General features: G+C 67.7%; 11 protein-coding genes. 7 read left to right on the top strand and 4 right to left on the bottom strand.

The features are described from left to right. Positions 1-10: 10 nt before the first annotated feature. Positions 11-3,196, bottom strand: a complete 3,186-nt coding sequence (locus KF745_09820; protein ID MBX3358714.1) for a PAS domain S-box protein — start codon at positions 3,194-3,196, stop codon at positions 11-13. Positions 3,197-3,351: 155 nt separating this feature from the next. On the opposite strand from KF745_09820, the gene KF745_09815 reads away from it, so the two are divergent. Then, positions 3,352-4,458, top strand: coding sequence for a class I fructose-bisphosphate aldolase (locus KF745_09815; protein ID MBX3358713.1), 1,107 nt, complete (start codon positions 3,352-3,354; stop codon positions 4,456-4,458). A gap of 10 nt (positions 4,459-4,468) precedes the next feature. Here the strand turns inward: KF745_09815 and KF745_09810 are convergent, their stop codons facing one another. Further along, positions 4,469-5,542 carry a hypothetical protein gene (locus tag KF745_09810; GenBank protein ID MBX3358712.1) on the bottom strand — a complete coding sequence of 358 codons (1,074 nt, stop codon included), beginning with the start codon at positions 5,540-5,542 and terminating at the stop codon, positions 4,469-4,471. Positions 5,543-5,883: 341 nt separating this feature from the next. On the opposite strand from KF745_09810, the gene KF745_09805 reads away from it, so the two are divergent. Both KF745_09805 and KF745_09800 read left to right on the top strand, forming a co-directional pair. Beyond that, positions 5,884-7,635, top strand: a complete 1,752-nt coding sequence (locus KF745_09805) for an agmatine deiminase family protein (GenBank protein MBX3358711.1) — start codon at positions 5,884-5,886, stop codon at positions 7,633-7,635. A 634-nt stretch (positions 7,636-8,269) separates the two neighbouring features. Beyond that, a complete protein-coding gene (locus KF745_09800) occupies positions 8,270-8,923 on the top strand; it encodes a proprotein convertase P-domain-containing protein (GenBank protein ID MBX3358710.1) in 654 nt (217 codons plus the stop codon). A gap of 73 nt (positions 8,924-8,996) precedes the next feature. Here the strand turns inward: KF745_09800 and KF745_09795 are convergent, their stop codons facing one another. Both KF745_09795 and lpdA read right to left on the bottom strand, forming a co-directional pair. After that, on the bottom strand, positions 8,997-10,775 hold the full coding sequence (locus tag KF745_09795) for a tetratricopeptide repeat protein (protein ID MBX3358709.1): 1,779 nt from the start codon (positions 10,773-10,775) through the stop codon (positions 8,997-8,999). A gap of 36 nt (positions 10,776-10,811) precedes the next feature. After that, on the bottom strand, positions 10,812-12,347 hold the full coding sequence (gene lpdA, locus KF745_09790) for a dihydrolipoyl dehydrogenase (protein MBX3358708.1): 1,536 nt from the start codon (positions 12,345-12,347) through the stop codon (positions 10,812-10,814). A gap of 204 nt (positions 12,348-12,551) precedes the next feature. Between lpdA and KF745_09785 the strand changes: the two genes are divergently transcribed. The 4 genes from KF745_09785 (at position 12,552) to KF745_09770 (ending at position 20,709) form a co-directional block, all read left to right on the top strand. Continuing rightward, positions 12,552-13,997 (top strand): PQQ-dependent sugar dehydrogenase, encoded by a 1,446-nt coding sequence (locus KF745_09785; GenBank protein MBX3358707.1) that lies wholly within the window; start codon positions 12,552-12,554, stop codon positions 13,995-13,997. Between the two features lie 104 nt (positions 13,998-14,101). Beyond that, positions 14,102-15,784, top strand: a complete 1,683-nt coding sequence (locus KF745_09780) for a peptidoglycan DD-metalloendopeptidase family protein (protein MBX3358706.1) — start codon at positions 14,102-14,104, stop codon at positions 15,782-15,784. Between the two features lie 66 nt (positions 15,785-15,850). Further along, positions 15,851-18,892, top strand: coding sequence for a S8 family serine peptidase (locus KF745_09775; protein ID MBX3358705.1), 3,042 nt, complete (start codon positions 15,851-15,853; stop codon positions 18,890-18,892). Between the two features lie 209 nt (positions 18,893-19,101). Continuing rightward, the gene (locus KF745_09770) at positions 19,102-20,709 is read left to right on the top strand and encodes a PQQ-dependent sugar dehydrogenase (GenBank protein MBX3358704.1); all 1,608 of its coding nucleotides are present in this window, start codon (positions 19,102-19,104) and stop codon (positions 20,707-20,709) included. The last annotated feature ends 297 nt before the right edge of the window (positions 20,710-21,006 follow it).

Genomic DNA, 21,006 nt, shown 5'->3' with positions numbered 1-21,006 from the left:
AGAGCGGACGCTACGGCTCTGGTGATGGGGCCTTCCGTTCGAGCGGGAGTTTCATGATGCAGCATACTCCCTCGGGCGGAAAGTCAAGCGTTACCGTCCCGTGCAGTTCGTACGCGATACCCCCCTGAATAAGCTCGGTGCCGAACCCGCGGCGGGCGGGCGGGGTCACCGCCGGACCACCCCGCTCCTGCCAACGCAGGATCAGCAGGTTCACGCCGTCGGGCTGGGGCTCGACCGTCCACGTGACCTCGACGCGCCCCTCCGGGACGCTCAGGGCACCGTACTTGACCGCGTTGGTCGCCAGTTCGTGCAGCGCCATCGCCACCGGGGATGCGGCGCGTGACTGCAGCTCGACCTCGGGGCCGTCGAAGAAGATCCGTTGCGGGTTCGATCCGGCGTGGGCCCCGGTGATCAGGAACGCTTCAAGCGACTGCCGGACCAGTTGCGTCAGCGGGGCGATCTCCCACTTGCCCATCGCGAGCACGGTGTGCATCCGCGCCATCGCGCGGAGGCGGCCGAGGAACGTCTCGGAGAACTCGCCGATGGTCTGGCTGCCACGGACGCTCTGCTCGGCCAATGCCAGGACCGCGGCGAGGTTGTTCTTCACGCGGTGGTCGAGTTCGGCCATCATCAGCGATCGCTGCCGCTCATGGGCCTCCTGCGCGGTGACGTCCTGCACCAGCGATGCGACGCCGGTGCTGTGCCCGTCGGCATCGACGATCCGCGAGTTGTACCACTCGCACATGATCCGTGCCCCGCTCTTGGTCAGGTTCTCGTTGCGGCTGCGCTCGCCGCCGGTGCCGGCCATCAGGTGCCGCCACAACTGATCGATCTGCGGCTTGATGGGCTGGGGGATCAGCATACTGGCGTGCTTGCCGATCGCCTCCTCGGCGGTCCACCCGAAGATCGCCTCCGCCGCGGGGTTCCATTCCGCGATCGTGAAGTCCGGGGCCCAGGCGATCACGCCGAGCGGCGCCGACCGCACCAGCCCGGAGAGGCGCTGCTGGGACTCGCTCAGGGCCTTCACCGCGTGTTTTTCTGGAGAGATGTCGCGGACCAGCAGCATCACCTCGTCGGCGCCGCAGGCGACGGCCCGTACTTCCCACCACCGCGACCGGCCGTTCTTGCGCTCCCCCTCGTACTCGTACGTCTGCGGCCGGCCCGTCTCCAGCAGTCGGCGGATGGCGCCCATGCACTCTTCGGCCCGTTTCTTGGGGAGCACCTCGGTGCACAGCTTGCCGACGAAGCGCTCCCGCGGCAGGGCCAGGTCGGTCGGATCGGGCGCGTGGCAATCAAGATATCGCCCATCCCGGTCCATCCGGAACATGAGGTCCGGGACAGCCTCGAGGAGCGCCCGCGTCGTCGCCTCGCTGCGCTTGAGTTTCTGCTCGGCCTCGTGCTGCTCGGTGATGTCGGCCATCGCGCCGATGATGCGGATGGCTTTGCCGTCGGCATCGCGGATGATGTGCCCGCGGTCGAGCACCACCGCGTAGGCCCCGCTGGCCCGCAGGAAGCGGTACTGCTCAACCCACCGGCTCTCGCCTCGCTCTAGCGCGGACCGCAGCGACGCTTCCACCCGGGCCCGGTCGCTCTCGTGCACCCGCTGGGTCCACCCCTCCAGGCGCGTGCCGAGTTGTTCTCGGCTGAAGCCGAAGAGCGTCTCCACGCCCTCGCCCCACAGGAGCGTGTCGCGGACCGGGTCCCAGTCCCATACGGCGTCGGAGGTCGCCTTGGTGACCAGGCGGTATCGCTCCTCGCTCCGGGTCACGGCCCGCTCGGCGCGCAGGCGGTCGAGCTCCGATGCGGCCCGGCTCGCCATGATCTGAAGCACCGCCTCGGGCTGGGTCGACTCGTCGAGGGGGCGGTCGTTCATCGCCGAGAGCACGCCAAGCGTGACACCCTCCGCCGAGACCAGCGGGATGCCGAGATAGGCTTCGGCCCCCATCTTGACGAGCACCTGGTCCTGCGGAAACTCCCGGGTCACCCCGCGCCGGTAGAACTTCAGGGAGCCGCTGAGCAACTGCTGACACGGCGTGCCCTCGATGTCGTAGGAGAACGGCCGCTGCAGTTTCCCGTCTTCCCACGCCGCGAGCAGGTGCACACGGGTGCAGTCGCTGGAGACCTCTCCCGCGTACGCCCACCGCACGCCGAGGGCCTGCGCGAGGGCCCGCACGGCCTCGTTGAAGAACCTCTGGCCGGTGGCCGTGGTGCCCTGGACCAGTTGGCGCATGGCCATGTCGCTGCGCTTGCGGGCGGTGATGTCGAGCGTGACGCCCATCATCCGCACCACGCGCCCGGAATCGTCTCGTACCGCCCGGCCGCGGGAGGCGAACCACCGGCCGTCGGGCCCGCGGAACTCCGCGCTGTAGTCCGATCCGGCCGCGACCGCCTCGAGCATCGTGTCGAGCACGCGCTGGCGGTCGTCGGGGTGAACCAGTTCCAGGGCGCGGTCCCGAGCGGAGTAATCTCCGCCCGGCGGCAACCCGTGGAAGGCGCCGGGGTCATCGGAGAACTCGCCGCGGTTCTCGACGAAGTTCCAATCCCAGGAGATCATTTTCGCAGCGGCCATCGCGTCGCGCAGGCGTTCCTCGCTCCGGTGCAGGGCTCGCTCGCTCTCCCGTCGCTCGGTCACATCCTCGGCGACACCCACCACCCGCATCGCCATGCCGTTGAGTCGAGCCACACGCACGCCCCGGTCGCTGATCCACCGCACGGCGCCGTCGGGGCGGATGATCCGGTACTCCACGTTGAACTCGGTCCCGGTCTTGCCGCCGGCCGACCGCTCGATCAACCCGGTGACGCGATCACGGTCCTCGGGGTGCACGCACCCGTGCCAGAGGGAGGGATTCCGGTACAGCTCCTCGACCTTGATCCCCCAGATCCGCTCGAAGGCCGGGTTGACATACACCACCCTGCGACCGGGCTCAAGGTCCAAGACCCAGAAGACGCCCGTTGCGGCCTCGGCCACCTGCCGGAACTTCTGCTCGCTGTCGGCCAGGGCCGCCTGCGACGCATCAACACGGCGGAGCATCAGCCGCAGCAGCGCGAACAACAGGATCGCCGAGAGGGCGACGAACCCCACGCCCTTGATCGCCTCCACCTTCAGCGACTGCTCGCGGGTCAGGTGGAGCCACATGACCGTCAGGTCGCTGAGCAGGATCCATGCAACGCTCGCGGCCAGGTAGATGGCCGCCACGCGCCAGGCCACCCAAGAGGACACCCCGGCCCTGTCGCCGGCGCGAGTTGCCGATGGGTTGGCCACGCGAGTCCCTTCCGGCCCGCCCGATCCCCTGCGAGCGTATTATGCGCGCTCTTGGTCGCACTCATCGCACGAAAACCGGGGAACACCCTATGCCCACCGACATCCGTTCAGCCCTCGGAGCCGACGCCGACACCCTGCTGCGGCACGAGCCCAAGACCATCTCCAAGTCCGCCCTGCACCTGCCGGGCCCGGACTTCATCGATCGCGTCTTTGCGCAGAGCGACCGAACGGTCCCCGTCCTCAGGAACTTCCAGACGCTGATGAACCACGGCCGCCTTGCCGGGACCGGGTATGTCTCGATCCTTCCGGTCGACCAGGGCGTCGAGCACTCGGCGGGGGCTTCGTTTGCCCCCAACGCGGCGTACTTCGACCCGGAGAACATCGTCAAGCTCGCTATCGAGGGTGGCTGCAACGCCGTGGCCTCGACTGTCGGCGTGTTGGGTGCGGTCGCGCGGAAGTACGCCCACAAGATCCCCTTCCTCGTGAAGTTCAACCACAACGAGATGCTGACGTACCCCAACATCTTCAGGCAGTCGTACTTCGGCTCGGTGCGGCAGTGCTTCGAGATGGGGGCGGTGGCGGTGGGCGCAACGATCTACTTCGGCTCCGAGGACAGCCGGGAGGAGATCCGCTATGTCTCCGAGATGTTCGAAGAGGCTCACACGCTGGGGATGGTCACGGTGCTGTGGTGCTACACCCGCAACGAGCACTTCAAGGTGAAGGGGGCGGACGGGAAGTCCACCGATTACCACGCGTCGGCCGATCTCTCGGGCCAGGCCGACCACCTGGGCGCCACGATCCAGGCGGACATCATCAAGCAGAAACTGCCGACCAACAACGGCGGGTACGCGGCGCTCAACACGGGCGGCTCGTCGTACGGCAAGTGGGACAAGCGGGTGTACACCGAACTCTGCGGGTCCGACGAGGCCGGGAAGGGGGGCCACCCGATCGACCTCTGCCGCTACCAGTTGATGAACGGGTACGCCGGGCGCATCCCGCTGATCAACTCCGGCGGCGAGAGCAAAGGGGCGAGCGACCTCGCGGACGCGGTGAAAACCGCCGTGATCAACAAGCGGGCGGGGGGCATGGGCCTGATCTCCGGCCGCAAGGCGTTCCAGCGTCCTATGAAGGACGGTGTAGCGCTGCTTAACGCGATCCAGGATGTGTATCTGGATAAATCGGTGACGGTGGCGTAAGCGAGCGGCGTTAGTTCCGGCTCTTCGGCTTGGGGAACCGCAGCGGCATCCTTTTGTTCTCGGGCACCGGGACCGCCCCGTCCAATGGATCTCCGGCGAGTTGCCGCAGTTCGCTGCTGACGGCCCCGCCGTTGCCGAGCGGTGTCTGGTCCTTCGACGCGGGATCGAACTCGAACATCGATGCGTCGTCCGGGGCCGCGAACTCGGGCCTGTAGACCGTGATCGATGGGCGTTCCCAGTGCTGGTGGATCTTCCGGATCAGGAACGTCTCGGCATCAATCCAGACATCGCACGGCAGGTCAAGAGAATCCTGGCCGCGGATCACGTAACACTGGCGCCCATCGAACGACTCAACGGCGGTGATACCCGGCGCGCGGAGCACACTGATCCAGCTCCGCCCCCGCAGCAACTGGGATGGAACGTTGCTTGCCGCCCCTCCGGACACGCCCGTCGGTCCCGCGAGCGCGGAATAGATGTCCATGTGCTCGTTGATCGTCGGCCCCAGAGTCCACCACGAACGGACTGCTCCTTGGGCCGCCCACACGACGTATCGCATCGAGAGCATCCTCTCGTGCGGATGCCCCAAGAGGGCCTCGAAGCGGAACTCCGCCGGACGGCGGAACGCCGTGATGAACGGCTTCTCGTCCCGTACCCCGATCGTTCCCTTCACCAGCCCGATGTCGCGGTACGCGTTGCACCGTGCGTATCCAAGCGACGATCTGGCCAGCACCACCCGCGCGCGGCCCGCCTGGGGCGCGGCGGCCACGGCGTCCTCGCTGAGCAGCACCAGCAACTCGGACGCGAGCATCTGCGCCGGTTCCGAAGCCTGGCCGGAGAGCGCTCTCCGGGCGCACCACCGCGTCAACCATGCCTCACCCGGCCACAGGCCGCGCAGTTCCCACGGGCCGGATAAGAAGGCCCGCCGCGTTTCCAGTTCCTGGGAGCCACGGGATGGCGCGGCGCCGGCCACGGGGGACGGGATCCACGGCAGCATGACGGCAAGGACGGGCCGCGGCGCTGCGGCCCACCAGCCGCGGGACTGCACCGCGGGCGCCACCATCGTGCCGTACCCGAGGACCAGCATTACGCACGCTGCGCTTGCCCAGCCCCATCGCCGGCGGGTCTTCAGGAGGCGCCGCCCGTGCGGCCATTGCTTCCCACACTCCGGGCATGCCACAGTCCCGGTCTGCGGCGCTCCGGCAAGGTCGTACCAGCAGTTGGGACATCGCGGGCGTCCGCGGGATCGATCCCACCACATTGCCCACGCAAGCAGAGCGATGCCGGCCGCCACCAGCAGCCACCCCGCCGCCCACCACGCCCAACCGATGCCCCACGATGGCGCCATACCCATGCAACCGGCGAACAGCTCGATGGTTCCTCCCTGATCCGTGAGGTAGACTCGGTACTCGCCGCCGGAGCCCTGATGTGCGCCCAGCCACCGCCCCGCTCGCAACCCTCTTCGCCGCCCTTCTCGCCCAACACGCGTGGGCCGCGGCTCCACCCACTTCGGCACGCCAAGGACCCGTAACCCAGCCGATCCGCGACGGCGACCGCCTCATCTTCCCGGAGGGCGCCCGGATCCCCCGGTCTCTCACTGAGGTGGAGCGCGCGTTCCTGATCGATTACCCGATCACGGTTCCTGCTCCCGGCGGCCTCCGCGGCCCCGGCGCGGGGGCGCCCGACGGTCCCGTGTTTTGCGTGCCGGAGTATGCCCCGCAGGAGGGGATCATCATCGCGTGGGAGGCCTTCACCACGCTGCAGACGCAGATGGTTCAGCAGATCACGGCGGTGGGCAACAGCGTCGTCTACATCGCGTGCGACACCGCGTCGGAGCAGACTGCGGTTGCCAACACCCTTGCCTCCGCCACGAACCCCAGCGTCAACCTGTCCAAGGTCCGCTACGTGGTGCGCACCACGGACACGGTCTGGCTCCGCGACTACGGGCCCCGCTACATCTACCAGGGCACGCCCGGCCACCAGTGCCGCGCGATCATCGACCACACGTACAACCGTCCCCGGCCCAACGACAACGCCTTCCCGTCGTACTTCGGCCCCTCGTACAAGGGCCACGCCACGTACGCCATCCCGCTGGTCCACGGCGGGGGGAACTTCCACCTCGACGGCCTCGGCCGCGGGTATGCGACGCGGCTGATCAACAACGAGAACCCGTCGCTCAGCGATTCGCAGATCGTGGGCTACTGGCAATCGTTCCAGAACCTGAACACCGCTCTGATGACGCCGTTCCCCACGTCGATCGATTCCACGCAGCACATTGACATGTGGATGCAGATCATCGGCGACAACGCGGTGGTCATTTCAGACTGGCCGAACAACCCCGGCTCGACGCAGGATGTCATCTGCGACAACGCGGCGGTCCAGCTCGCGGGGCTGGGCTACACCGTCACCCGCGTGCCGGCCTACTCCATCGGCGGCGTGCACTACACGTACACCAACGTGGTGATGTGCAACTCCATCGTGCTCCTGCCGCTGTACAGCGCCGTTCCTGCGGGGGCCAACGCGGCGGCGCTCGCGGCGTTCCAGGCGGCCCTCCCCGGCAAGCAGATCATCCAACTCAACTGCGACGCCATCGTCCCTTCCGCCGGCGTCATGCACTGCATCGTCATGCACATCCCGCCACACCTGGGCCCGGCCGGGCCCGGCGGCGGGCTGGCCCCGACGGCGTACCTCCGCACCATGCGCGGCGGGGACACGCTTACACCGGGGCAGAGCGTCCCTATCCGATGGGTCAGCGATGACGACGTGCTCGTCACCTCCGCGGACATTCAACTCTCGTTCGACGGCGGCGCGACGTTCCCAATTATCATCGCCCAGAACCTGCCCGCCACGGTCGGCGCCGGAGGCTCCACGTTCAACTGGACCGTGCCGGACCGCTTTATCCGCCACGCCCGCCTCCGTGTCGTCGTCCGCGATGCCCAGGGCAACACCGGCACCGATTCCAGTCCCGGCGACTTCCGTCTCAATGGTTCCTGCCGCGGTGACTGGGACGGCAACGGCGTTGCTGAGCCCGCGGACATTGCGGCGTTCATCCATGACTGGCTCGCCGACCTCGCCGGCTCTACACACGAGACGGACATGGACGGCGACAGCACGGCAGGTCCGTCCGACATCGCGGCATTCGTCAATGCGTGGCTTACGGCACTGACGAATGGGTGCTAGCTGGGGACTCGGCGCCCTGACTCATCGAACCGCTCTCGCGCGACGCCTTCTGGCGTTCGCGACGATGGACGCGGTCTGTCGCAGCAACTCAGCCCGCGCGTGGTTGTCGGCTGCTGAACGGTGGGTGCGGGCAGATTGGCGAAGGGTGGCCAACACCTCGTCGATCCGTTATCAGCCGTGTTCCGGGGGAGACTGCGGGGCCCCATACCAAGACCGGACTGGCTGACAGAATCGCCGTAAATGCCGTCTAAGATTGATTTTATGAGACGAAATCGCCGCGGGGCCGTGGGGCTTGGCGCGTAGCCCCGCTCGTGGTTCCCAGTCAAGCGTCGATTGGCCAGAAATCGGCCAAAAAGCAGTTGCATCACCGGAGGGGGGGAGGTAGATTGGAAATCGAGAGAGGAGAGAGTTGAGACCCCCCAAGGCGTCCTAGTGGGCTCATCCTCATCCGTTTGAGAGGCTGTGGCGGTTGACTGCGCTCCACTGCGGTTGCCACGGCTCGTGGAGGGATCGGCGTGTGCCGGTTCCAACAGGGTTGACCGATCAGCGCGGTGGAGCTTGGGAGGACTTAGAGATGAAGAAGAGTGTAATGGGTCTTTGTGCGATCGCTGGTCTGGCTGCGGCCAGCTCGGCCATGGCGACGGTGACGGTTAACACGGGCTTTGCGGCTTCCTCCGCGGGCAACGCGGTCCCCGATAACAGCGCCACCGGCCTGTTCACCAGCCTTGCAGTTCCGAGCGACGGCGTGAACGGCGACACCGTCTCCGGTGTTTCCCTCAGCCTGATCATCTCCACCACATGGCAGGGCGACATCGTCGCGAACCTGCGCAGCCCGTCCGGCACGGTCTTGAACCTGCTCAACCGTCCCGGCTCCACCGGCAACGGCAACTTCGGCTGGTCGGTGGACAACTACGGCAACCCGTCCAACCAGACGCTGATGACGTTCGCAGATGGCTCGGCGCGCACGTACGCCCTGCCGGCGACCGCGGGTGTGACGAACATCGCCAATCCGGTTGGCAGCTGGCTGGCCTTTGGCGGCACCGGTAACGCGTTCCAGACCCCGACGGGCACCGGTGTCCTGCTGCCCCTGGGCACGCTCGCCAACTTCGCCGGATTCAACGGCGAGAATGCCGTCGGCAACTGGAGCCTCGAGGTTTACGACGGCGGCAATGGCGACTTCGCCAATGTCAACCAGGTCGTCCTCAACGTTACGACGGTTCCGGCTCCTGGCGCCCTGGCCCTCGTCGGCCTCGGCGGTCTGGTTGCGGCGCGTCGTCGTCGGGCCTGATCGCGTATCACTCGCCCTCGAACGAGGGCACCTTTGATCCAAGCCGTCCGGCGCCCCGCGCCGGGCGGCTTTTTTATCCCCCTTGGGCATGCTTCCCGCACGCCTCGCGCCACATCGACCGTATCGCTTCCCCGAACCGGGCCGCAAAGCCCGGCTCATCGCAGAGCGGCGAGGCGGCCACGCGAGACCGCAGCGAAGCACGGAGACCGGCAAGGCGGGTTCGGTCGGCGGCGAGGGCCGCCGCGGTATCGACGAGTGCCTGTTCGTCGGGGGCCGCCAGGTCTGCAAGGCCGACGGCGGTGAGAAGCGAGAGGCCGACTCTCGACGCGTGGGTGGCGCCGACCCGCGACACAACGGGAACGCCCATCCAGAGGGCCTCGCAGGTGGTGGTGGTGCCGGCGTATGGGAAGGTATCAAGGGCGATATCAAGGCGCTGGTACGTCGCAAGGTGCTCCGCGGTGGAGCGGCTGGGGGGCAGCACATCGACGCGGGATGGCTCGATCCCCGCCGCGGCGAACCGGCCGGCGACTTCGGCACGCACGCCGGTATCGCCGAGGTGATAGGTCTTGATGATCAGTCGCGAGCCCGGGACCGCCTTGAGTACACGGCACCACATCTGCACCGTGGTAGGGTTGATCTTTGCCAGGGCGTTGAACGACCCGAAGGTCACTGGGCCTCGCGGGTCAGGTGCCGGCACGGGGGCGGGAGCGTCGGCCGGGGGCCGGTAGCAGAGGAAGCACCCGGGCAGCCGAACGAACGACTCGGTGGTGTACGGCGGAGCACCATTGGTCACGGGCGGATCGGTCAGGGCGTCGACGATCCGGTAGTCGATGCAGCGCAGGCCGGTGGTGTTGGGGTACCCGAGGTAGGTCGCCTGAACGGGAGCGGGCCTGCTAAGGAGCGCTTCGAGGCAGTGCCAGGGTGTCAGGCCGCTGAGATCGATGGCGATGTCGCAGGCGTCGGCCCGCAGCAGGGCAGCCACCTCCGACCCCGGGAGCCGGACGACCTCGCGCCACAGGTCCGCGCGGGTACGGAGGCGGGCGGTTACCGCATCGGGATCCGGCGTGTTGGAGTAGCAGGCGACGTGGAAGGCATTCCGGTCCAGCCGTTCCAGGATCGGCTCAAGGAAGAAGGCCACGGAGTGGGCGCGCAGGTCGCCGCTCAAAAAGGCGATGCGGAGCGGGCGGTCGGGATCCGGGTCGGCGGGGGTCACGGGTGCCGGACCGCCCTTTTCCAGCAACTCTCCAACCGCGAAGTGGGCCGCGGCAATCTCAGGCGGCGAGACGTTGTCCGCGTAGTTCATGCTGGATGCGAGCTCGCTCCGGAGCGTGGGGCTAGCCGGAGCCTCGGCGATGGTCGCCTGGATTTCCGCCTGTGCTTCGGCGTTCCGGCCGAGGGCAACCAAGCACCTGGCGTGCCCCAGCCTGCACTCGATGCCGCCCGGGTTGAGCGCCATGCCCGCCCGGTAGACCACCTCCGCTTCGGGGATCCGGTGGCGCGCGAAGAGGATCTTCGCCAGTTCGATGCGAGCCACTTCGAGGCTGGGTTTGAGGTCGAGGGCCCGCCGAAGGGTGGCGATCGCCGGGTCGGCCTTGCCGGTGATCGCCTGGAGGACGCCGAGGGTGTGGAGCACGACAGGCTGGTCCGGATCGAGCGAGGCGGCTCTCTCGGCGAAGAACAGGGCCTGGTCGGTGCGCCCGGACTCGGTGAGGATCGCCGCGAGAAGTCGGCAGAGCGTGGGGTCGGCGGGGTGCCGGCGGATTGCGTCGCGGAGTTTGGCCTCGGCCTTTGCGGCGTCACCCGCGGCGTGGAGCGCCATCGCGGCTTGACCGGCTTGGATGGCGGAGTTCATCGGGCGATGGTACCTCGATCGCCTCTGTGAGATCGTCTACGCGTGGATCATGCGGTCCTCGGCGGCAAGGGCGGCCTCGTGCAGGGCTTCGTGCATGGTGGGGTGGGCGTGGACGGTGACGATGAGTTCCTCGGTGGTCGCCTCGAGGCGGCGGGCGAGGGTGAGTTCGGCGATGAGTTCGGTGGCCTGGTCGCCGAGGATGTGGGCGCCGAGGATCTCGCCGCGGGGCAGGCCGCGGATGATCTTGACCAATCCGTCGGTGTGTGCGGCGGCGATGGCCTTGCCGTGGGACTGGAAGCGGTAGGTCCCGGTGTCGTAGTCCTTGCCCTTGGTGAGGCCGTCGGCGATGAGTTTCTGCTCGGTGAAGCCGACGCTGGCGACCTGAGGGATGCAGTAGGTGCAGCCCGGGATGACGGTGTAGTCCATGGGGATCGGCTCGTGGTGAGCCTTGGGGTCCTTGCGCCAGGCGATGCGCTCGACGCAGAGGACGGCTTCTTCCATGGCGACGTGGGCGAGCCAGGGGGGGCCGATGACATCGCCGACAGCGTAGATGCCGGGGAGGCTGGTCTTGTAGTCGATCGCCTCGTCCTTGGTCTTGCCGGGGACGAAGTCGGTGACGATGTGGCCCTTCTCGATCTTGAGGCCGAGGGAAGCGTCGCAGAGCCCGTCGGTGCGGCCGACGACGCCGACCGCCAGGAGCACGCGGTCGGCTTCGAGGACTTCCTTCTTGCTCTCGTCGGCCTTGCCGTTGGCCCAGGGCGCCACGGTGACCTTCACGCTGTCCTTGGTCTTCTCGACGGCGGTGGTGGTGTGGGAGGTTAGGATCCGCATGCCGTGCTTGGTGTAGAGCTTCTCGAGGGCGGCGGAGATGTCCTTGTCCTCGACCGGGAGCACGGCGGGCATCATCTCGACGACGGTGACCTGCGTGCCCATGGAGTGGTAGAAGTAGGCGAACTCCATGCCGATGGCGCCGGCGCCCACGACGACGAGCTTCTTGGGCTGCTCCTTGTTGTACATCGCCTCGCGAGCGCCCCAGATGCGGTCGCCGTCGAACTTGGCGAAGGGGAGGTCGCGGGCGACCGAGCCGGTCGCGACGATGACGTGGTCGGCGGTGATTGTCTGCGTGGTCTTGCCGGGTGTGGCGGGGGCGCTGGTCAGTTCTTCCTTGACGGCGCACTCCTGGACCTCGACGGTGACCTTGTTGCCGTTGGCGGGTGTCGCGGCCTTGACGATCTTGCCGTTGCCGACGAGGTGGGTGATCTTGTTCTTCTTGAAGAGGAAGCCGATGCCATTGTTCAGCTTGTTGGCGACCTCGCGGCTGCGGCCGATGATGCGGTCCCAGTCCAGGCCGACCTCGCCGCTGATCTTGAGGCCCCAGAACTTCTGGTCCTCTGCCGACCGCATCTTCTCGACGAGCTCGGCGTTGGAGAGCAGGGCCTTGCTGGGGATGCAGCCCCAGTTCAGGCAGACGCCGCCGAGCTTGGCCCGCTCGATGCAGGCGACCTTGAACCCAAGTTGAGCGGCACGGATCGCGCCGACATAGCCCGCGGGGCCGCCGCCGATCACGATCATGTCAAAGTGGGTAGGGGTCTGCTCAGCCACGCCGTGCCTCCTCAGCGAATCAGTGGTCAGGATCACAAGTTCCCAAGCGGGAGGCGACTATAGCGGGCGGGGCCGGACCGGCGGCGATGCGCAAGGGGAGCGTTGTGGCCTGTCGGCGCACCGGTACGCTGTACCGGGGCCGGCGCCTCGGAACCAGGCCCCAAGGAGATGCCTATGCGCCCGTGGCTGTTTGTTGGTGCTGTGTACTCGGGGCTGCTGGCGTGCGCAGTGGCGCGCGGGCAGGCCGTGGTGCTCCGGGAGATTCCCGGCGCGACGGACGCGATGACGGTCGCCGCGCCGGTCGGCGAGACGGGCCGGGCGTACGTGGCGTTCCGCGGCGGGGTGATCCGCGTGCTCGACTTGGCAACGGACACGTACCTGCCGACTCCGTTCGCGACGCACACCGTTGCGATCGGCGCCGAGGGCGGGCTGCTGGGGCTGGCGTTCGACCCGAACTACGCGGTCAACGGGCATTACTACGTGTACTACACGGTTTCGGGCGCCCGGGTCGTTCAGCGGGGGACGCGGTCGCTCGCAACCCCGGATGTCGCGGATCCGGCGGCGGAGATCCGTGTCCTGCAGGTGGCGAACACGGCCTCAATTCACATCGGGGGGTGGATCGGGTTCGGGCCGGACGGGTACCTGTACATTGCTTCGGGCGAGGGAGCCTCGAACGCGCAGGACATGGCCTCGGTGTCGGGGAAGATCCTCCGCGTGGACGTGCGCGGCGACGACTTCCCTGAGGACCCGCTGAGGAACTACGCGATACCGGCGGGGAATCCGTTTGTCGGGGTGGCGGGCGCGGCGCCGGAGATCTGGCTTGTCGGCTTGCGGAATCCGTTCCGTTGCTGCTTCAACTGGGCCACCGGGGACCTGATCGTCGCCGACGTCGGCGCCGGGCTGTGGGAGGAAGTCAACGTCGTGCCGCCTTCGCTCGGCGGCGCCAACCTTGGCTGGCCGTGCTTCGAGAACACGCAGGCGCGGACGTGCACCAACCCTCCGACCAACCAAGTGCCGCCCGCCGCGGCGTACCGGCACAGCATGGTCCTGCCGCCGTTCAACGTGACGGGCAACGCGATCATCGGCGGGTTTGTGTACCGCGGCGCGGCGATCCCGTCACTGTCGGGGCGTTATGTCTTTGCCGACTACACGGCGGGGTGGCTTGTCTCGGCGGTCATGTCTCCCGCGGGGGCCGAGGCCGTGCGGAATCACACGTGCGACGCCGCGGGACCGGCGGCGAGTTCGATCGGCGTGGTGCACTCGTTCGGCGAGGACGGGCGGGGCGAGTTGTACATCAGCCGGAGCGGGCGGCTAAACCGTCTCGAGCCCAACCCCGCGGACTGCAACGGCAACGGGGTGAGCAACCGGTGCGACATCGCCGCCGGGACAAGCCTCGATGTGAACCAGGATGGGATCCCGGACGAGTGCCACTGCCCGGCGGACTGGGACGGGGATGGGGTGGTGGCGCCTGCGGATGTCGGCGCGTTCGTGGCCTCGTGGCTGGTCGGCCTGCGTCAGTCGTCGCGGCAGGGAGACTTTGACAACTCCGGCTCGACGGACCCGGTTGATCTGGCCGCGTTCGTACAGGCGTGGCTGGCGGCCGTGTCGGGCGGATGCTGAGCACGAAAGGGCGGGAAACAGGGCTGCCTATCCCTTGTGTTTGGTTCGGCCTGTGATAGGCTGAACGTGGTCTCCTGCGCAATCGATCTTCAGGGAGGTATGCGATGTTTGTTGTGATGATGGCCGCGGTGGTGGTCGCGGCGGCGGCGGGCGGCGGAAGCGAGGAGCAGAAGGCGACACTTGCGGGCTGGCAGCCAAACCCCTTGTTTGGGGTGATCGAGGCCGAGCACTCACCTGGGCATCATGCGGACGACGGGTGCGTGCCGCCGGCGCTGCAGGCGAAGGTGCAGGAGCAGGTCAGGGCGTACCAGGCCAAACACGGCGGGGGTTCGTTGCGGGCGACCCCGCCGCGGTGGCGGTTTTTTCCGATTGCGGGCACGCTGAACGAGGATGTATTCACCGGCGGGTTTGTGGATGTGAATCCGGCGCCGGTGGACTACCGCGACTTCCACTGTCTGTTCTTCTCGTACGACGGGCACCAGGGGACCGACTGCGGGATCAGGACGTGGACGGAGCAGGCGATCGGTGTGCCGGTGTTCGCCCCGGAGGATGGGACGGTGGTCGTCGCCATCGACGGCTTCACGGACATGAACACGACCGGGGGCCAGGATGATGGAAACTACGTGATCATCGATCACGGCGGCGGACGGTTTGGCTGGTACTTCCATCTCAAGCAGGGCAGCGTGGCCGTGTCGCCGGGGCAGATGGTGAAGGTGGGGCAGCAGATCGGCAAGGCGGGATCGAGCGGCCGCTCGTACGGCCCGCACCTGCACTTCCAGACGATGGACGCGAACAACACGACGGTGTACGAACCGTGGGCGGGGGCGTGCCGCGCGGGGCCGAGCGGGTGGATCGTGCAGCCGCCGATCGGCGATCCGCCGGCGGCGCTCGACGCCGGGACCACCTACGCGGATCTGTGGGCCGCGCCGCCAAAGCCCAACGCGCCGCCGCTCAGCGGGCAGATCGCGGTGGACGATGAGTTCGTGACGCTCTGGATCAGCCTGTCGACGCTGCCGCCCGCGAGCACGTTCAAGGAGAAGATCGTCCGGCCGGACAATGTCATGGTGCTCGACGCGGGGCCGTACGACTTCAACAACATCGGGTACAGCCGGCACGTGTGGTACTTTTTCTACTGGGCCACGGCGGCGCTGGACGGGTTCGACACGAACCACCTGGGAACGTGGCACTACATCCTGGAGATCAACGGGCAACAGGTAACGTCGCTCCCGTTTGAGGTGCGGGCGGCGCGGACGCCGGGGTACAACCGGCCGCCGCAGCCGATCGGCGTAGCGCTCGAGGCCCCGCCGCCGCAGTCCGGCCCGGTGGGGGCGCCCTACCAGCCGAGCGTGGCAGACCCGGTCTTCTGCCGCGTGATCGGCGACCACATCGTGGACGACCTGGACTACGACATCGTGCGGTACACCTACGTGTGGACGGTGAACGGCACGGAGGTTCGGCGCATCACCTCCGCGGCGAGGTCCGACGCAATCGCCCGGGGCACGGCCGGGGCGAACTCCGTCGTGAGGTGTACGGTGACTCCCAACGACGGGTTTGTCGACGGGGCGACCGTCTCGGCTCAGATCCTGGTCACCAACGCGTGCCCGGTGGATTGGAACGGCAACGGCGAGATCGAGCCCTCGGACATCGCGGGGTTCATCAACGCGTGGCTGGGCTCGCTGACCTCGGGAACCGTCGCGGGCGACCTTGACCGGAACGGAGCGGTGGAGCCGTCGGACATTGCGGCGTTTGTCAACCGGTGGTTCTCTGCCCTCTCCGGCGGATGCTGATCGACACGCGAGGTGGTGTATATTGGGTTGCATGCGGCGGGATGGGTGGTCGACAGGAGGATGGAGATGAAGCCAATCGGCGCGATTCGTGGCGGGGCCCTTGTGCTGGTCCTGCTTGCCGCGGGCGCGACGACGGCGGCCGCAAGCGGTGTCGGCGACGGGGCGAGGAAGGCGGCGGGAGTTGCAACGCCCGCGCCGAAGCCGTCGTCCCTCCCAGCCCCCCCACTCTCACTCCGAATCGGCGAGATCGACACATCGGTTCCGCGCGGTGGCCTCTCGCTGGTGTGCGGCGGCGCGGCGGGCGACCGCCACTTTGTCATCCAGCTTGATGGACCGATGACCCCACAGCGACAAACGCGGCTGCGCGAGGCGAAGATCGGGCTCGGCGACTACCTGCCCGAGCACGCGTACATCGTCACGCTCGACCAGGCGGATGCGGGCCGAGTCGAGGCGCTGGAGTTCGTGCGGTGGTGGGGCGTGTACGAGCGGGGATGGAAGCTCGATCCTGAGTTGGGGAAGCGCCTTGTGACCTCGGCGGCGAATCGCGCACTCGCGGAGCAGGGGCTCATCGGCGTGACGATCGTGCTTTTTGACGGCGAGGCCGCCGGACCAACGCTCGCCGCCATCACCAAGCTCGAGCAGGCGTCGGTGCATTACACGGTAAACGTCGCTGGCAACCAGGAGATCTCGGCGACCGTGCGGGCGGCGGACATCGGGGCCATCGCCGACCTCCCGGCGGTGCAGTTCATCGAGGAGGCCTCGGACATCTCGGAGCGCAACAGCACCGACCGCTGGATTGTCCAGAGCAATGTTCCGGGGTCGACGCCGCTGTACGACCGGGGCCTGCACGGGGAGGGGCAGATCGTCGGCGTTCTGGACAGCGCGCTGGACGCCAACCACTGCTCGTTCCGCGACACAGTGAACCCGATCGGGCCGGCCCATCGCAAGATCCAGGCGTACAACGCCACGCCGGGCGCGGTGAGCCACGGCACGCACGTCTCGGGGACCGCGGTCGGGGACAACGGGGTCAACGACGACACGAGGGGGGTAGCGTACCTTGGCAGGCTCGTCTACAACGGGATCCCTTCGTTCACCGAGTCCGCGGCGATCACGAGGCTCCAGTTGCACCACGACCAGGGGGCGCGTGTTCACACGAACTCGTGGGGGGATGACGGGACCACCGCCTACAACGGGCTCTGCCGCGGGTTCGACTCGTTCCTGTACTCGAACGAGGACAGCATGGTGTGCCTCGCGGTGACAAACACCAGCACGCTGAGGAACCCCGAGAACGCGAAGAACCTGCTGGCGGTCGGCGCCTCACAGGACACGCCGAACCAGGGGTCGCACTGCTCGGGCGGGACGGGGCCGACCTCGGATGGCCGGCGCAAGCCGGAGGTGTACGCGCCGGGGTGCAGCACCATGTCGGCGCAGTCGGGCTCATCGTGCGGCGTCGTCGCGCTGACGGGCACCTCGATGGCGACGCCGGCCGTGGCGGGAACCGCGATGCTGGTGCGGCAGTACTTTGCCGAGGGGTTCTATCCCGGCGGCGTGGCGGACAGCGGGCCGGCGATGGCGTCGACCGGGGCGCTCGTCAAGGCTGTGCTTGTCAACTCCAGCGTCGACATGACGGGCATCACCGGGTACCCGGGCAACCAGGAAGGGTGGGGGCGGGTGCTCGCGGACGACGCCCTGTACTTCGCCGGGGATTCCCGCAAGACGATCGTGGCGGACGTGCGGAACACCGACGGCATCTCAACAGGGACGTCGGTTTCGATTCCCGTCAACGTGCTGTCGTCATCGGAGCGGCTCAAGATCACCCTGGTGTGGACCGAGCCCCCGGCGGCGGCGGGCGCGGCCAACGCGCCGGTCAACGACCTCGATCTGATCGTGACCTCCCCCACCGGGCAGACGTACCTCGGCAACGTGTTCGCCGGTGGGATCTCGGCGACCGGCGGGACGCGTGATTCGAAGAACAACGTCGAGCAGGTGCACATCGATGCGCCGGCGCCGGGGGTGTGGTCGGTGCAGGTCACGGGCGCCGCGGTCAACGTCGGTCTCCAGGGCTACTCGCTGGTGGCGACGGGCGACGTGCAGGCCGCCGCGGCGGGGCTCGTCGTGTCGATCGCGGCCGCTCCGGTGGCGCGGGTCGCCGCGGAAGTCCCGGTGACCATCGAGTTCAATGTGAGCCCCAACGCGGATGAACTGGTGCCGGGCTCGGCGCAGCTGCACTTCCGGTATGGTCCGGGTCCGTACACGACGGTGCCGCTGGTGACGGTGGCGGGAACGCGGTACCGCGCGACCATGCCGGGCGCGAGGTGCGGGGAGTCCCCCCAGTACTTCGCGACCGCCGAGGGGGTGTCGACGGGTGTTCGCTCAGCGCCGGGTGCCGGAGCGTATTCGTTCGTGGTCGGAACGCTGCAGACCGCATCGATCACAGAGGAAGGGTTTGCCGGCGGGCTACCGGCGGGCTGGACGGCGACGGGGTTGTGGCATGCCGCCTCGGCGTGCGCGGTGACGCCGGCGTGCGAATCCGCGCCCTGGATGGCGTACAACCTGGACTCCACCTGCACGTACGCCACGGGAGCCGCCAACGTCGGCTCGCTCACGATGCCGACACTGGCGCTGCCAGCGGTCCCCGGCGGAGGCTCGATCTCGCTCACCTATTGCTCGAGCGTGCAGACCGAGAGTTCGACGAGCTACGACCTGCACCGCGTGTTCGTGAACGGGACCGTTGTCGACACGCCGCCCCAGGGCACGTGGTCGACCCGCACCGTCGACCTGACCGCCTTCGCGGGGCAGCAGGTCGGGGTGCGATGGGAGTTCGACACCATCGACAGTGTCGCCAACGGGTTCCGCGGCTGGCAGGTGGACACGGTCGCCGTGTCCGCGACCACGAGCGTGTGCCAGGCTCGCTGCCTCGCGGACTTTGATCGTGACGGCTCGGTCACGCCGGGAGATATCGCAGCGTTCGTGCTGGCCTGGAGCAATGGAGTAAACCAGGGAACCTTGGAGGCTGACGCTGACCGCAACGGCGCATGCGAACCCGCAGATATCGGACTGTTCGTCAACCTCTGGTTTGCCGCCCTGTCGGGGCCGTGTCCATCGTGAATCATGCTCGTGTTTTGATTGGCATCGACCTGTCCTGATTCGTTTCGGAAGGGCCGATTCGGTCCGATTCTGCCGCCACCCTCCCGGGATTTGGGCGGGTGGGGAACTGCATCTGTGGCCTCGCCGTATCGGTCGATTAGATTAGAAGTCCCCGGCGATCCGCTGGGTGCGCGTGTTCAAGCCAGACTACGGCTCAAAGGAGTAGGTGCATGCGACTGGCCTCAGTCGTCCGGGGCGTTTGTACCCCGCTGAACTCGATCGCCGCGGCCCTTGCCGTGGGTGTGGTCGCGGCACCGGGTGCCCTGGCCCAGTCACTGACGACCACCCGCGTCGCCTTTGGTCTCTCGCGGCCGCTGTATGTCACCCACGCGCCCGGGGATTTCACCCGGGCGTTCATCGTTGAGGGGCGCAACGGAACGACCGGGCGCGTCCGCATCCTCCAACTTCCGAATAACGCTGTGCTTGCGACGCCGTTTCTCTCGATTCCCGGGGTCGCCACGGACAGCGAGCAGGGGCTGCTCGGCCTGGCCTTCCACCCGAACTACGCGAGCAATGGTTTTCTGTACGTGAACTACACGAGGCCGGGCGGATCGTTCGGCCAGGGCCAGACGGTGGTGTCGCGGTTCACCCGCTCGGTTGCGGATGCGAACCTTGCCGACCCTGCTTCGGAGCAGATCCTCCTGGTGGTGGACCAGCCGCAAACGAACCACAACGGCGGCTGGATGAGCTTCGGCCCCGATGGGTACCTGTACATCGCGCTGGGCGATGGCGGGAACGGCGGCGACACCGGCACCGGGCACACGACCGGCATCGGCAACGCCCAGGACATGTCGAAGCTGCTCGGCAAGATGATCCGCATCGATGTCGACGGTCCCGATGCGTTCCCCGCGGATCCGAACCGCAACTACGCGATTCCGGCGAACAACCCGTTCCCGGCCACTGCCGGTGTGACGCCGGAGATCTGGTCGTACGGCCTGCGGAATCCGTGGCGGAACTCGTTCGATCGCGCCACCGGGGATCTCTACATCGCCGACGTCGGTCAGGATCTGTGGGAGGAGATCAACTACGAGCGGGCGACCACGCCCAACTCCATGCCCGGCCAGGGGACCTATTTCGGCGGCAGGAACTACGGGTGGCGGTGCTACGAGGGCACCGCGACGTACAACACGTCCAACTGCCCGGGCGCAGGGACCCTGACCGCGCCGTTCCTGACCTACGGCCACACCTCGATGGTTCCTCCGACAAACGCGACCGGGTGCTCCATCACCGGCGGCGTCGTGTACCGCGGGTGCGCGATCCCGTCGCTGAACGGCACCTACTTCTTCGCGGATGTGTGCAGCAACAAGATCTTCTCGCTGGTCCCGAACGGATCCGGCGGGTATACGAACTTCGTCGATCGGACCACGGAGCTTGACCCGCCGGGGACGCAGGCGATCACGCAGATCGTCTCCTTCGGCGAGGATGCCTTCGGCGAGGTGTACATCTGCGAACTCACCGGCGAGGTCTACAAGATCGTCCCGACGGCGGCGATCACCGATTGCAACAGCAACGGCCGCGCCGATCGCTGCGACATCGCCGCGGGCTCGAGCCGGGACGTCAACCGCGACAACGTTCCCGACGAGTGCCACTGCCCGGCCGACTGGGATGGGAACGGCCAGTTCGAGCCGGCCGATATCGCCCAGTTTGTCAGCACGTGGCTGGTCTCGCTCCAGCTCGGGAACCTCAACGGGGACTATGACGGCAACGGAACCGTGGAACCCGCGGACATCGGACAGTTCATCAACAGTTGGTTCAGCGGCCTCAGCGGGGGCTGCTAGGAGCATCTCACGGACCACGCGGGCGGCAGCCCGTGCGGGTCCGATTCGATCCAGTTGTACCCACGACCCCGGATGGACCAATCGGTCCCTCCCGGGAACGTGGTTGTGTGAGGCACTCGCTGAATGACGCTTCGCCGCGAACACCTGATAGCGATACGGCACGGTGGCGCCGGTGCGCGCGGCGAGCCCGGGAAGGCTCGTCGCCGATCCCCGGTCTACCGAGGCCTGGAACGCCGGATGCAACAGGCCCAGTGGTTCGTGACATTTTTCTTCGCCGACCTGGTCGGCGTCCTGCGC

Source organism: Phycisphaeraceae bacterium, assembly GCA_019636655.1.
Lineage (GTDB): Bacteria > Planctomycetota > Phycisphaerae > Phycisphaerales > UBA1924 > JAHBXB01.
This window is presented reverse-complemented; position numbering and strand designations above follow the sequence as displayed.

Coding starts and splice junctions, on each gene's coding strand:
- KF745_09815 (MBX3358713.1), top strand. CDS start 3,352: ATGCCCACCGACATCCGTTCAGCCCTCGGAGCCGACGCCGACACCCTG.
- KF745_09810 (MBX3358712.1), bottom strand. CDS start 5,542: ATGCTGGTCCTCGGGTACGGCACGATGGTGGCGCCCGCGGTGCAGTCC.
- KF745_09800 (MBX3358710.1), top strand. CDS start 8,270: ATGGCGACGGTGACGGTTAACACGGGCTTTGCGGCTTCCTCCGCGGGC.
- KF745_09795 (MBX3358709.1), bottom strand. CDS start 10,775: ATGAACTCCGCCATCCAAGCCGGTCAAGCCGCGATGGCGCTCCACGCC.
- lpdA (MBX3358708.1), bottom strand. CDS start 12,347: ATGATCGTGATCGGCGGCGGCCCCGCGGGCTATGTCGGCGCGATCCGT.
- KF745_09785 (MBX3358707.1), top strand. CDS start 12,552: ATGCGCCCGTGGCTGTTTGTTGGTGCTGTGTACTCGGGGCTGCTGGCG.
- KF745_09780 (MBX3358706.1), top strand. CDS start 14,102: ATGTTTGTTGTGATGATGGCCGCGGTGGTGGTCGCGGCGGCGGCGGGC.
- KF745_09775 (MBX3358705.1), top strand. CDS start 15,851: ATGAAGCCAATCGGCGCGATTCGTGGCGGGGCCCTTGTGCTGGTCCTG.
- KF745_09770 (MBX3358704.1), top strand. CDS start 19,102: ATGCGACTGGCCTCAGTCGTCCGGGGCGTTTGTACCCCGCTGAACTCG.